The sequence below is a fragment of the Treponema medium genome, assembly GCF_017161265.1.
Classification (GTDB): Bacteria; Spirochaetota; Spirochaetia; order Treponematales; family Treponemataceae; genus Treponema; species Treponema medium.
Genome location: NZ_CP031393.1, coordinates 1,776,280 through 1,789,495, shown reverse-complemented (window position 1 = coordinate 1,789,495; position 13,216 = coordinate 1,776,280). Strand labels below are relative to the sequence as shown.

The window sequence follows — 13,216 nt, the reverse complement described above, 5'->3', positions numbered from 1 at the left end:
ACGTTCGCAAGGAAGTGAGAACGTGCTTATGATATACAAGTTTGCACTTGAACAAACTTGGGTAAATAAAAGCCGTGCTATTTGTACGGCTTTTATTTACACTCCTCCTTTGTTTTATAAATGGACGCCTCTAAAAACATGGATCATATTTTTAGAGGTGCCGGCTCTTCTACAAGAACGACTGAAAGAGCTGTCCGACCAATAAATTCCAGCCATCAACCAGTACGAATAAGATCAGCTTAAACGGCATCGAAATCTGTACCGGCGGCAACATAATCATACCCATCGACATCAGGATACTCGCGACAACCATGTCGATAATGATAAACGGCAGATAGAGGAATATACCTATCTGGAAAGCAACAGTCAGCTCGTGCAGGATAAATGCAGGGATTAACACATGCGTGGGAACGTCGGCGAGCGTATTGGGCTTATCCATACGGGCAAGCGACATACAGAGCCTGATATGAGAGGGATCATGCGCCATCTGCTTATACATAAAAAGGCGCAACGGTTTTTCCGCCTCGGTATAGGCGGTTTCGATATTGATTTGTCCGTCCGCCATCGGTTTAAACGATTTATTGTATATTTCCGTAAACGTCGGCCACATGATAAAAATCGTCAAAAAAAGCGCAATACCGTTGAGCACCTGCGTCGGCGGCACCTGCTGCAACGAAAGCGCGCGCTTAATAAAATCGAGTGCAATACTGAGCCGCAAGAACGAGGTCATCAAAAGGAGAATACTCGGTGCAAGGGTAATCAGCGTTATTAGCAGAAGCAGCTGAATGGAAAACGCCACTTCCCGATTATTTTGAGGTTCGCGGATATTTAGATTAACAAAAGGCACGCGGGTCGTCTCACGCGTTGCATCTATTTCGGTACGTCCGGTTTGCGATGTCGCGGTATTGCTCTGTGCGGACAGCACTGCAGGGATACAAAACAGGCAAAGGCACACAATACACAGTGCAAGCTTTTTCATCGGCCTCCCCTCCCCGCGCCATTATCAGGCCTTTCACGGATATACTCTGCATTACCGCTATTCGTTTCCTGCCAACGCTGTTCTGCGCCGCCGGTTTCTGTCTCTTGCGAAGTTCCGTTTTCTTGCGCCGTGCCTGAGTTTTGCAGACGTCCCCGCTGCTTGGCTAAAAACGAGTCGAAGGGATTTGCATCGGCTTCTTTGGGTTTTGCCGCAGGGAAAAAGGTGTGCAGCAATGAGCTGAAGTTCTGCTTCGGACCGGGCGCTTGCGCCGCATTGAGGTTCATTGCATCGATGAGTTCTTTATCGGTGATTTCCGCAATCAGCGACAAAGAAGCATCCGATGCGCCGATTAAGTATGCTTTATCGATAAGAGTTACAATATAGAGGGTTTTATTAGGCGCAAGCGGTAAATTGGCAACATTCTTTAAGAAAGGATCGTCCCCGGCGGTAAATTGCTTTGAGCGCCGGATAAAATATAGCACCCCATAAATGAGCGCACACACAGCCGCCAACGATATAATCAGCTGCAATAACATAGAAAAGGTTGAACTTCCGGCAGCCCGCGGCGCAGGCACATCCTGCACTGGCAATGCCGATTCATCCGTCTGTAAAATGATCCCTGTTTCTGCCGGTGATACCTCAGAGGCAACTGGATTACCGGCTTCTGCTGCTGTTCCGTTATCCGCAAACGCACACAGAGTGCCGCATATCAAAAGAAAAGAGAATATTATACTTTTATAAAAGCTCCTATACATTTCCCACCCCATGCGCTCTACGGCCGCAGTATGCAAAGCCGTACTCACATATCATGGGCACCTCTAAAAACTCGGTTAGATTTGCTTCGCATCCTTCGGAATAGAGGCGCCCGACGAGTTTTAATTTAAGTCTTTATATAATAATGACTTAAATTAAAACATCGCAAATTACATCTAAGGAAACCTCTATGTATCGCTAATTCGTTCAGCCGGTGACAAAATTTCGGTAACACGGACACCGAAATTTTCATCGATAACAACAACTTCCCCTTTTGCAATCGGTTTATGATTAACTAATATATCCACCGGTTCACCGGCAAGCTTATCCAATTCGATAATATGCCCTTCACCCATGCTTAAAATTTCTTTAATCATCTTGCGGGTACGTCCGAGTTCGACGGTCATTTCCATGAACACGTCCATAATCAACCCGATATTTCCCTGTTCCGATTCAGTTACTCCGTTTAACAGGGGAGAAAATTGTACGGACTGCACATTCGGATTCATACCGGGCATCACCATTCCGCCTTGAACCGGCGCTCCGCCCTGCATTTGCATTCCCATACCCATCGGTTGCTGCCCCATTTGCGGCATTCCATTCATTCCGTTCATCGGCATATTCATTGCCCCCATTGTGCTTCCTTGCTCAGGAGCAGGCTGTGCCGGAATAGGCTGCACAGGCACTACCTGCGAAGCGCTCTCCGTTTTATTTAATTTATCAGCGATTTGTTCCGCTGTCTTTTTTGCGATAATCTCCCATAAATTGAAAGCTGTATCGTCGATTGTAACCGAATATGTCAAAAGTGCAAAGTCCTGCGAAAGCCGTACCATCGCCTTGGGTACATGATGCGCTTCCGCAGGCATATTGGTAACACCTTTAATATCTTCACCGTCAAATGCGCTGATTTCTTTTCCGACATATTGCGCAATTGTTTCGCTGATAACGGAAAGCGCCATATCATCAATCGTAACACTTTCTTCATTATTTACGAGACTTACCAGCTTTTCCGCAAATTCGGGAGCCAATACAAACAGGTGATCGCCCGTCAGCGCACCGTCAAAATCAATGGTAACGGCAACCGCCATATCCGGCACTTTCTGCAAAAAGGCTTCACGACCACTCAGCTCGATCACGGGATTGGACACGGAGACGGTTTTGCCCGTCATCGAATCCAGATTTGCAGAGAGTGCAGGAACATTCCCATCAAAAAACTTCTGTAAGGCTTCTTGATGTGCCGGTGTAAGCGCTCCGTCTGTAGGCACGCCGGCAGAACCGCCCATACCTGACAACAACGCATCTATTTCGTTCTGAGAAATGGACCCATCACTCATATAATTCCTCCTGATCAGCACTTAGCTCTTCAAATTCATCCTGATTGATATCCTCAATCTTTTCCAATATCTGTACGGCAACCTTATTTCCCACAACGCCGGGCTGGCACCAGAACTTCTTTCTACTACCGACGCTCAGTGTAAACGGATGACCTACTCTCGTATCAGTCAGCCGTACCACATCCCCTGCACGAAGATTAAGCACATCTCGTACCGGCAGCTTTAACGAACCGACTTCGGCAACAACATCCATATCTACCGTAGAAAGTTTCTCTTTCAAAACGCCCATGTACTGAGTTGTCGAACTTCTGCGTACCGACGAGAACCAGAACTGGCTGGAAAGTTTTGAAATAATCGGTTCTATCGTGATGTAGGGAATACAGAAGTTCATCATGCCTTCTTCTTCACCGACCTTTGTTTCAAGCGTAACCAAAACGACCATTTCGGAAGGCGGTACAATCTGTGCGAACTGCGGGTTTGTTTCAATCTGACCCAAGCGGGGGCGTAAGTCGATAACCTGCGTCCATGCTTCGCGCATATTCGCCAAAATACGCACGATAACACCTTCCATAACGGAAGCTTCGATGTCGGTTAATTCCCGCTGTACCATCGTCCCTTGCCCCGTACCGCCGAAAAGACGGTCGATTATAGAGAAGGTAACGGAAGGGTCTATTTCCAAAACGGCATTACCCTTGAGCGGATCCATGTTAATTACAGCCAGCGTGGTCGGCGTAGGGATTGAACGGATAAACTCTTCATACGTCAGCTGATCGACAGAGGCAACGTGTACGTGCGCCATACTCCGCAGCTGAGCAGAAAGAGCGGTGGTAGTCAAACGCGCAAAAGTTTCGTGCATAATGGAAACGGTACGCATCTGCTCCTTAGAGAATTTATCCGGACGCTTAAAATCATAAATCTTGATTTTGCGCGTATCGTTAACCGGTCTAAACTCTTCCGCTTCGGTATCCCCTGAGCTGATTGCAGTGAGAAGCTGGTCTATTTCGTCCTGCGATAATACTTCAGTCATACCAATCCCTATTGTTCTATAATATCATACTGAGTAAAAGCAACCGCTTTTATCTTCGATTTTGATAGTATATTGTCATTGATTTGATTACGGATTTCGATTTTAATCTTCTCTTCCTGTTTCAGTTCCGCAATCGTCTTACTTTGGAAATAACCACGGAGAAAATCCTTCAGCTCAACCAATCGCGCCGTCAGTTCCTGCGAAGTTGTCTTATCGTTTTGCGGATATCCAAGCTCAACGTTAACGACAACGGTACCCGGCACGACATCTTTGGTAAATGTCTTGACAGCACCGATTGCAGAATAATACTGCAGCATTTCACGCGAGTCGCGGTATTCTTCCGCAATGGGGTATTCGGACTGAGATTGTCCCCGCTTTGACATCAGATTAACCGTAATAACGACAACCGTCACGATAAAAATCAAAGCAGCGAGCGCGATGGCAATGTATTTCAGAAGCGTCGGAATAAGCCCCGCTTTTTTAGCTTTTACCGGATTATCGACACCGATGTTTTCATCCATTCCGTGTTCATCAGTCAAATTTGTATGCTCGTCAGCCATTGTGGTTACTCCTCTCTCTTCAAGTAAATCTTTAGGGAAGCACTAAAAATGTGCATCATCCAAAATGATAATATCAACCCGTCTATTATATGCGCGTCCTTCTGCAGTCTCGTTGGAATAGACAGGACGAGTATCTGCATAGCCGGCAATGGAAAACTTATCTTCCTGTACACCGAAGTCAGTCAAATTATGCAATACGTTGATTGCGCGCGCAGCCGACAGCTCCCAGTTGCTTGTCCACTTTCCCGCAAGCGCATCGCTTGAATCGGTATGCCCTTCAATACGGAAACGGCGAGCCGCTAATTCTTTATCGGATAAAAACTGCGCAATTTTCAATAATGTTTCGCGACTTTCTTCGATATTCAGCTCCGCACTGTTTCGTGCAAAAAAGGCATCAGCTGCGAGCGAAATAACAATGCCGCGTTCATCGCTGGTAACGGCGATCTTAGTAGTCTTTATCTCAGGCGTAAAAATCGAGACAGCCTTTTTTAAGGCGGTTCCGAGCAGCTTCCCCTTCTCCATCGACGGCATTGAACTAATGGTATTGCCGAGGTCGGCAAGTTTACCAGCCGACAAAGAGATGGAACCGCCGGTAGGATCGCCGCTGATCGAGGCAGACAACGCTTGCAAGCGGGTTATATCTACTTCGCTCGGCTCATACAACATGACGAAGAAGCAAAGCATCAGCGTAACCATATCGCCGTACGTTGTAAGCCACCCGCTACCGGGAGCGTTCGCTCTTTTCTTTTTCCGTGCCATGAACTAATCCCTTACCAGCTCAGCTTCCAAAACTTTTCGGTCTTTAGGATCAAGATACGTCAGCAACCGCTGTGCAAGGATACGCGGGTGATCGCCCGATTGAATACCGAGTATCCCCTCAATAATCATTTCCTTTGACCGCACTTCCAGATTATTCTGATACGCAAGTTTGGAAGCGATAGGAATAAGCAGCCAGTTTGCCATCATAGAACCGTAAAATGTCGTAACCAGCGCAACTGCCATGTTCGGCCCTAACGAACTCTTATCTTCGATGTTCAACAACATACCGATAAGACCGATAACCGTTCCCAACATTCCGAAGCCGGGCGCCAGTGTTGCCCATGCGTTTACTAATGAAATCCATTTATTGTGCCGCTCTTCCATCTGTGTCAATTCATTTTCCATCGACACACGAATAGCGGCTCCGTCGATACCGTCGATAACATTGCGCAGTCCGGTGCGAAGAAAATCATCTTCAAAATCCTGAATTTCTTCTTCCAGAGCCAAAAGACCGGTACGGCGGCTTTTTTCGGACAAGGCGACGAGTTTTTGTACCATTTCTTTCTCTTTATAGTCGGCAACTTTGAACACCCTGCCCATAACCTTGAAAATACCGATAACGTAAGAAAGCGGATAGGTTAAGAACAAACACATATACGAACCGCCGATCGTGATGAACATCGAAGGAACGTCGATAAGTCCGCCGAGCGAGCTTCCCATAAAAGCGCCGAACATAACGACAGCGATACCGCCGAATATACCTATAAATGATGCTATATCCATAACTTAAGACAGCTCCCTTACATTTCGTTTTTAAAGATACCGATACATCTGCGGTACGCGACAATAGCGTCGATCAGCGCGTCGGGCGTTTCTTTTATCACAAAACTTTTGCCTGACAGCATGTGCAACGTTACATCGGGATTACAGTCTATCGTTTCAATCTGATGAGGATTTATCCAATACTGTGTACCGTTAAGCCGCGTAACCTTTACCATAATGTATCCTTCATATTACCTTATTACCGCTTCAAATTCAATACGGTTTCAAGCATTGTATCGGATGTTTGGATAGTTTTTGCTCCTGCTTGGAACCCGCGCTGCGTAATAATCATATCGGTAAACTGATCGGTTAAATCGACATTACTCATTTCGAGGGTACCGGCAATCAGTTTACCCTTTCCCATAACGCCCGAAGTGGTGATATTTGCAATACCGGAGTTATTCGACTGAATATAGGTATTTTCACCGGCCTTTTCCAAACCGCCTTGGTTTGCAAAGCCCGCCATTGCAAGCTGACCGATCTCATTGCTTACTCCGTTGGAGTACACACCGGTGATAATACCGCTCTGATCAATCTTGAAGTTTTCAAGATAGCCCATTGCGTATCCGTCCTGTTCATAAGCCTTAGTTGTGCTGCGTTCCGCAAACTGTGTAATCGTATTGCGGGAAGTGCCGATCTCGCCTAAATTAATGTCAAAAGTGTGGCGGACGGGAGCGCCGTCTTCTCCGGCTGTTGCACCGGGAACATTATAGGAAACCTGCACGAGCACTTGTCCTGCTTCAGCGGAGGCATTTCCTGCCGTATCGGTAACCGAAGCAAGGTGTCCATAGTTGTCAAAGGTAACGGTGAACGTGTTGCCGGTTCCTTCGGTGGTGCCGACACCCGTGCGCGTTGCCGTTGCTTCCGCATTTTCAGGATCAACATTGACCGTCGCGAGCCACTGGTTTTGAGTGCCCGGGACACGCGAAAAACTTAAATTCAGTTCGTGGGTTTCGCCGAAAGTGTCGTATACTTTGAACTCGGTTGTCCATGTCGATTCCAACACTTGTGCGCGGTTCGCGTTTTCGGGTAATTCCGGAAGCCGCTTGTCGAGGTTACAGGCATAGTTTACTGAGGTAGTTGCACGGGCATCGATCTTCTGTCCAATCGGAATGATGAGGTCTTCCGTCTGTGCGGAGGTGTTGATAAGGCGGGTGCCGTCTACTTCCTGAGCCATCCAGCCCTGTACGCGCATACCGTTTGCAGGGTTCACCATCGTGCCGTCTTTATCGACACCGAAAGCGCCGGCGCGGGTATAAAAGCTCTTTTCACCCGACTTGAGTACGAAGAAACCGTTTCCCTGTACCGCAATGTCAGTATTGATACCGGTTGACTGCAAGGCACCCTGCGTATGAACGGTGTCGATGCTGGCAACCATAACGCCAAGCCCGACTTCTTTCGGGTTCACGCCGCCGACTTCTTCGTTCGGACGGGAAGCGCCGCTCAACTGCTGAGAAATCAAATCCTGAAAATTAACCCGTCCGCGCTTAAAACCAGTCGTGTTTACGTTTGCAATATTGTTACCGATAACATCCATTCTCGTTTGGTGATTCTGCATTCCGGAAACGCCGGAAAATAATGACCGCATCATATCTGTATCTCCTCTCTTCTATTATATAGTTTAGTTATTTGCATAGACGGTTTGTACGTCCGACCATGCATACCATTTGCCGTTAACCTGTACCTGCGGGTTTTCTCCGCGGGTTGCAGCCGTAATGGTTCCCGAAACGGTACCGCTGCTTTGCTCGATATCTACCTGCTTACCGACCACATTGACCGCCGAAGAATCTCCGATCAGTCTATTCAGCATTCCGAAATTCTGGTTCATGTTCGTCAACTGCTCAAGCGACGTGAACTGCGCCATCTGAGCGACAAACTGAGTGTCTTCCAGCGGGCTGGTGGGATCTTGATGAGTCAGCTGCGCTACGAGTAGTTGCAGAAAATCGTCCTTTCCCAGCTCCTGCTTCGGCTTTCGCCCTTCCGGAAAATTCTGTTTATTAATTGTGTCAACTTCCATGTTGAGCCGAGCTTTTTCTTCCGGACTCATTTCAAAAGAAGGCATCGGAATTCCGTTTCCCTGCGCTACTGTACTGATATTCATATCTCTTTATCCCCCATTTTACGCAAATACATTCACCGCTTGATCTTGCCCGAAAGCGTAGACAGTTTCAGTATCGGCATAACGATTGCCCTGCATTACATCAAGCCGGTCATTTTGTGCAAATAATTCATTAAATTGACCGTTCTCGCCATCGAATTGCTGACTGCCGCCTTCGCCCGACCAGCTGACATCGAATTGCGCACTCGCGAATCCACCCTGTTCAAAGGCTTTTGCAAGCTGTTCGATGCTTTCTTTAAACGCTTCGTACGCTTCTTTTGATCCCGTGATAATCTTCCCAACGATTTTTTTACCGCCAGCCAATTCCAAATTGATCCTGACGTTGCCGAGATGCGCGGGCTGCATCTGCAAGCGGATGACGCCTGCGTTGTTATCCTGCAGCACAATCCGCCCTGCCTGCACAAAGTCGGGTGCCATATCCTGTACTTGCTGCGCAACCAACGAGGCAAAACTCGGTGCGCCGCTCTCCTGTGCTGTCTGTGTACCGTTTGCAGCGGTGCCCAAACCTGCTGTCATACTGCGGAAGTCTGCGGCCATATCAACCGACGGCGCATTGGTAACCCGCACGGCGGCGCCCGCTTCGTGTACGGAACCGTCCGCAGTAACCGGAGCGGCATTCACCGTGCGCTCATCTATAATAGTAAACACCGGTTTATGTTGCTTTACCTGCTGCGCTTTTGTGCTTTTTTCGAGAGCACTATCCGCGGCGAACTCATCAGCATTTTTCTTCTGCTTTCCGGACAGTTCTTCCATGCCGGAAGCCGATATACCTACAGCCAAACCGGATTCCGTTTTACCGTTTTTCTGTTTTTTCAACTGGTGCGCCTCTTCGGCAGACAGTAAAGCGGCTCCCTCAGGCACGGCATCCGTCTCCGCTTGAGCCAACATCGAAGTTTGAAGCTGCTTATCCGCGCCGTTTCCAAGCGCATTCTTTACATCGATCCCGTCTTCAAAGGCACGCAAAACGTCCGCGTCTGAAAGCGCTTCAGCGACTTCCCCTTCCCGTGCATCTGCTTCAGCAAGGTGTTGTGCGCGCGGATCACTTTGCTTTCTCGCTTTGCTCTTTAGCCGGGATAATTCGGTTTGCGCCGCAGCATTTTTTTTACGCTCAGTCTGTTCCGACGCTTCTTGAGCCAATGCTGCATTGCCGGATATTTTTTCTTCTCCCGCAGTACGGCCGTCAGCCTCCTCTGCCATCAGCTTTTTTATTATATCGATAAAGGATGAGCCTTTCACATCAGGTTCTTTTGCATTTTTTTTATCCTGATTACTTGACTGTACCGCATCCGTGTAATTGACCGGCTGCATATCGTTTTGGACATCAAGTGCTTGCATGTATTGAACCTCCAATTTGCCTCTATGTATAGATAAATTATAAATAAACTCTCGTCTTTATAATTTTCGGCTTTTTTTTCAGCCTTATTGAGAAAGAAAAGAGATAAAATGGGAAAGATTTTATAGAATAAGCAAAACCGCTACTGGAATTTTTTGCGCTTTTACGCAAAAATATTCAGTAGATGTGGAAAATATCATTTTTAATGAGCTGAAAATCCGCGGATTCAATGTTGATGTCGGGGTTATTACGCAATATGAATCGAACGAGAAAGAAAACGGACTGCGCAAACAGCTTGAAATCGATTTCGTCTGCAACAAGGGTTCAAAACGGTATTATATTCAGTCGGCGTACGCGCTCCCCGACCAAGCAAAAATAGAACAAGAACAGCGTCCGCTCATACGGACGGGCGATTCTTTTAAAAAGATCATCATTACAAAGGATGCACCGGCGCCGTATTACAATGACTCCGGCATTTTGATTATGAATCTCTATGACTTTCTACTGAATGACCGAAGTTTGGAATATTGAAAAGAGCTACACGGGCATTGGCACGGATGGGGCGATAGTAAGCAGCGGTAGAATGAGAGCCGTATATTTCCAAAATATTGATGCGTTTATCAGGAGAAGAAGATGACACAAAAGGAACGACGTATTTTTTTAATCGAATATCTTCTAAGGGAAAATCCCAACTATCACGGTGTACAAATACCGGATGATGAGGATGAACAGAAGATACTGCTTCGCTCTCTGATGAATGTCCGCCCGCCGCAGCATACAAGTAAAGAATTCTTGCGCATACAGGACAACTATTTACAGGAAGCAATCAGGCAGCACGGCATTACCGGCCTTGCCGATTTAAAACCGGTTACCGGACGGGGCAACGGAGATTGGTATGTGTGGCGGGGAGATATTACAACGCTTAAAGTCGATGCGATTGTAAACGCAGCAAACAGCGGTATGACCGGATGTTGGCAGCCCTGCCATGCATGCATCGACAACTGTATTCACACCTTTGCGGGGGTGCAGCTGCGCACCGTGTGTGCCGGCATCATGCAAGAACAAGGACATGAAGAGCCGACCGGAACCGCAAAGATTACGCCTGCGTTCAATTTACCGTGCAAGTATGTGCTGCATACCGTGGGGCCGATTATCAGCGGTCAACTTACCGACCGCGACTGTACGCTGCTTGCAAACAGCTACACCTCCTGCCTGAACCTCGCAGCCGAAAACGGCGTAAAATCTATTGCCTTTTGCTGTATTTCAACCGGTGTGTTCCGCTTCCCTGCTCAAAAAGCAGCGGAGATTGCCGTAGCAACGGTTGAAGATTGGAAAGCAAAAAACAACAGCGCAATGAAAATCGTGTTTAACGTATTCAGCGAAAAGGATGAAGCTCTTTATAACAAATTGATGTCTTGAGACATCCCCGGCTACTATAAATAGCGAAAATTTCTCGGATTGTAATGCATCATTTCTTTCATAATCGCAGCTGCAAGGTTATTATCCGTCTAACATTACGGATGCCGAAGAACATCCGTGAAGGAGATGAATTATGAACTTTTCGGAAAAATCAGAAACTGCTTGTTTCGGTTTTGGAAGAAGTCGGCTGGCGCGGTTACGGTGAAGACTCAATCGCTTAATATTGCAGTTGGTTCACAGAATCTATTATATTCGGCTTTGTATGGGCTTTATGGCACTTCCCGCTGTTTTTTATTCCGGGCACTTACCATTACGGAATACGCGAAATGAATGTTTTGTATATATTCAACTTTTTTATTTCCGTTATTCCGTTCGGTTTTATAACAACATGGGTTTACGTGAAAAATAACCGAAGCATGCTTGCAAGTATTATTTTTCACCTTTTTGTAAACTTCATGCAGGAAAAGATTGCGATGCCCCAAACGACAAAATGCGTCGAAACAATCTGCGTTACCATTGCCGCCGCGATTATCGTTTTTACAAACAAAGATCTCTTCTTTGAAAAACGCCACATAGGCAGAATATTGGAAAGCTGAGTTCAGGAAAAGGGTGGATCGTTGAATTTCTCAACTAAACTTTCAAGTTAATATGCGGCATCTCTAAAAACCCGGTTGGTTTTCAAAGGTTCCCTATAGAATATTTCCAAAGTTTATCATTATTTCCACGGACGGTTTTTATCCCGCCATCCCTTTTCCTGCCAATAATCCGTATCTGCCCGATTCCGGATTTTATTTTGTAAGAGGCGTATGATATTGAACATCAGTTTTGTTTTTATTCCGGGCTTCGCTTTACCATACTTATCGGTAATTTTTTTTGCAAGAGAGCTTAATGCTTTATCTATGGATTTTTTATTTTTTTCACTTACATCTTGCCATTTTACAGCCTGAACAGCTTTGCCGTATGTGTAAATTTCAGCAACTCCCCAAAAAAACAAACTGTCTGCCATATCTTTATTTGCAGATTTCATACCCCCACCCGCGGCAGTGGAAATACACACACCCTGCTTCGAAAACATTGTTTCCTCCGGCCGGTGTACCATCCAACGATATCCGTAATGATCTAAAAATGCTTTCATAGAACCCGTTGGGTGCATTACATATACGGGACTTGCAAGAATAATCAAATCGGCTTTGTCTATCGTCTCGGTAATAGGGTTAAGTCTGTCGAAATGCGGACATTGTTTTTCCGATTCTAAAAAACACTTTGTACAACCGGTACAAAACTCACCGAAATCTTTCGGCAAAAAAAACTCTTTTATGTTTCCCCCGACTTTCAATGCCAGATTGCTCGCAATATGATATGTTGATCCCTTATGATTTTGTCCGTGTATAATCACTGTTTCCATCGTCTAAAAATCATCTCCTCGGATTTCGATTTTGCCGTTTATTTCATTGACGATGATATGATGATTCTCATCTTCAATAATTGTGTTCCATGTATTTTCCATGCGGCTTGAATTTTCCGGAATATTTTTTTCGTGCAAAAACAGAGATAGATTCAATAATTCATATAAATCTTCTTTAACCGCTTCTCTTACCATAATCACAACTCCCCGGCGATTTTCAGCTGCCCTATTATACCACAAGTATTGAGCACTATCTATGTTTAAAAGATTGATTCGGTAGATCCTTGTTTGAAGAGCTTTGTTGCTGTAAGAGATGAGCAAAAAAAGATATTAAAAGGGTTAGCGATGGGTTATCCTACGGCAGTCATTACTTTACCGATAAAGTAAATTCCCCAGATTACTCCGCCTATAATCAACAGCCTTACCAGAGACAGAAAAGCGATGGACAATGACTTTCTTTTTATATTTGTATCTCTTTGAAAACTCAAAGCAATAACAGCAAACTTCAATAAAATGCTGATGATTGCTATGGCTAGCCCGTACCGGAAAACAAGACCTACCATAAAAAAGCCGATCTCCACACTTCCAAGTCCCAGTGAAAAACCGATAACAAAGCACGCACAAAGAATGATGTCTAAGGCTATGGAGCCCCACAGTGTATATTTAATGAGCTTTTCGCTTTTATCCATACAAAGTTCCATACGTT

The 13,216-nt window shown here is 45.9% G+C and carries 17 protein-coding genes; 3 read left to right on the top strand and 14 right to left on the bottom strand.

All coding sequences use genetic code 11. From position 1 onward, the window contains the following. Positions 1 to 169: 169 nt before the first annotated feature. The 11 genes from fliP to DWB79_RS07835 form a co-directional block, all read right to left on the bottom strand. Positions 170 to 979, bottom strand: coding sequence for a flagellar type III secretion system pore protein FliP (gene fliP / locus DWB79_RS07885; RefSeq protein WP_016523508.1), 810 nt, complete (start codon positions 977 to 979; stop codon positions 170 to 172). After that, complete coding sequence (locus tag DWB79_RS07880) at positions 976 to 1,692, bottom strand: FliO/MopB family protein (RefSeq protein ID WP_252722473.1); 717 nt, start codon at positions 1,690 to 1,692, stop codon at positions 976 to 978. The genes fliP and DWB79_RS07880 overlap by 4 nt, the downstream gene beginning before the upstream one ends. Before the next feature lie 228 nt (positions 1,693 to 1,920). Further along, a complete protein-coding gene (gene fliN, locus DWB79_RS07875; protein WP_016523506.1) occupies positions 1,921 to 3,066 on the bottom strand; it encodes a flagellar motor switch protein FliN in 1,146 nt (381 codons plus the stop codon). Continuing rightward, positions 3,059 to 4,093, bottom strand: a complete 1,035-nt coding sequence (gene fliM, locus DWB79_RS07870; RefSeq protein ID WP_016523505.1) for a flagellar motor switch protein FliM — start codon at positions 4,091 to 4,093, stop codon at positions 3,059 to 3,061. The genes fliN and fliM overlap by 8 nt, the downstream gene beginning before the upstream one ends. Positions 4,094 to 4,101: 8 nt before the next feature. Beyond that, a complete protein-coding gene (locus DWB79_RS07865; protein ID WP_016523504.1) occupies positions 4,102 to 4,653 on the bottom strand; it encodes a flagellar basal body-associated FliL family protein in 552 nt (183 codons plus the stop codon). A 42-nt stretch (positions 4,654 to 4,695) separates the two neighbouring features. Then, positions 4,696 to 5,412 carry a flagellar motor protein MotB gene (motB, locus tag DWB79_RS07860; protein ID WP_016523503.1) on the bottom strand — a complete coding sequence of 239 codons (717 nt, stop codon included), beginning with the start codon at positions 5,410 to 5,412 and terminating at the stop codon, positions 4,696 to 4,698. A gap of 3 nt (positions 5,413 to 5,415) precedes the next feature. Then, on the bottom strand, positions 5,416 to 6,195 hold the full coding sequence (locus tag DWB79_RS07855; RefSeq protein ID WP_016523502.1) for a motility protein A: 780 nt from the start codon (positions 6,193 to 6,195) through the stop codon (positions 5,416 to 5,418). A gap of 17 nt (positions 6,196 to 6,212) precedes the next feature. Continuing rightward, positions 6,213 to 6,410, bottom strand: a complete 198-nt coding sequence (locus tag DWB79_RS07850) for a flagellar FlbD family protein (protein ID WP_016523501.1) — start codon at positions 6,408 to 6,410, stop codon at positions 6,213 to 6,215. A gap of 23 nt (positions 6,411 to 6,433) precedes the next feature. After that, positions 6,434 to 7,825: a flagellar hook protein FlgE gene (gene flgE / locus DWB79_RS07845; protein WP_016523500.1), complete on the bottom strand. Its 1,392-nt coding sequence runs from the start codon at positions 7,823 to 7,825 to the stop codon at positions 6,434 to 6,436. A gap of 30 nt (positions 7,826 to 7,855) precedes the next feature. Beyond that, the gene (gene flgD / locus DWB79_RS07840) at positions 7,856 to 8,335 is read right to left on the bottom strand and encodes a flagellar hook assembly protein FlgD (RefSeq protein ID WP_016523499.1); all 480 of its coding nucleotides are present in this window, start codon (positions 8,333 to 8,335) and stop codon (positions 7,856 to 7,858) included. A gap of 18 nt (positions 8,336 to 8,353) precedes the next feature. Then, complete coding sequence (locus DWB79_RS07835; RefSeq protein ID WP_016523498.1) at positions 8,354 to 9,688, bottom strand: flagellar hook-length control protein FliK; 1,335 nt, start codon at positions 9,686 to 9,688, stop codon at positions 8,354 to 8,356. Positions 9,689 to 9,872: 184 nt separating this feature from the next. On the opposite strand from DWB79_RS07835, the gene DWB79_RS07830 reads away from it, so the two are divergent. The 3 genes from DWB79_RS07830 (at position 9,873) to DWB79_RS07820 (ending at position 11,701) form a co-directional block, all read left to right on the top strand. Further along, a complete protein-coding gene (locus DWB79_RS07830) occupies positions 9,873 to 10,217 on the top strand; it encodes an ATP-binding protein (protein WP_016523497.1) in 345 nt (114 codons plus the stop codon). 102 nt (positions 10,218 to 10,319) lie between these two features. After that, the gene (locus DWB79_RS07825) at positions 10,320 to 11,105 is read left to right on the top strand and encodes a protein-ADP-ribose hydrolase (protein WP_016523496.1); all 786 of its coding nucleotides are present in this window, start codon (positions 10,320 to 10,322) and stop codon (positions 11,103 to 11,105) included. Between the two features lie 245 nt (positions 11,106 to 11,350). Next, a complete protein-coding gene (locus DWB79_RS07820; RefSeq protein ID WP_338065606.1) occupies positions 11,351 to 11,701 on the top strand; it encodes a CPBP family glutamic-type intramembrane protease in 351 nt (116 codons plus the stop codon). Between the two features lie 119 nt (positions 11,702 to 11,820). Here the strand turns inward: DWB79_RS07820 and DWB79_RS07815 are convergent, their stop codons facing one another. The 3 genes from DWB79_RS07815 to DWB79_RS07805 form a co-directional block, all read right to left on the bottom strand. Continuing rightward, entirely contained in the window at positions 11,821 to 12,510 is a 690-nt protein-coding gene (locus tag DWB79_RS07815) for a flavodoxin family protein (protein ID WP_016523494.1), read from the bottom strand. Between the two features lie 3 nt (positions 12,511 to 12,513). Next, entirely contained in the window at positions 12,514 to 12,705 is a 192-nt protein-coding gene (locus tag DWB79_RS07810; RefSeq protein ID WP_016523493.1) for a hypothetical protein, read from the bottom strand. A 155-nt stretch (positions 12,706 to 12,860) separates the two neighbouring features. After that, positions 12,861 to 13,211 carry a hypothetical protein gene (locus tag DWB79_RS07805; RefSeq protein ID WP_245541310.1) on the bottom strand — a complete coding sequence of 117 codons (351 nt, stop codon included), beginning with the start codon at positions 13,209 to 13,211 and terminating at the stop codon, positions 12,861 to 12,863. Positions 13,212 to 13,216: the final 5 nt, after the last annotated feature.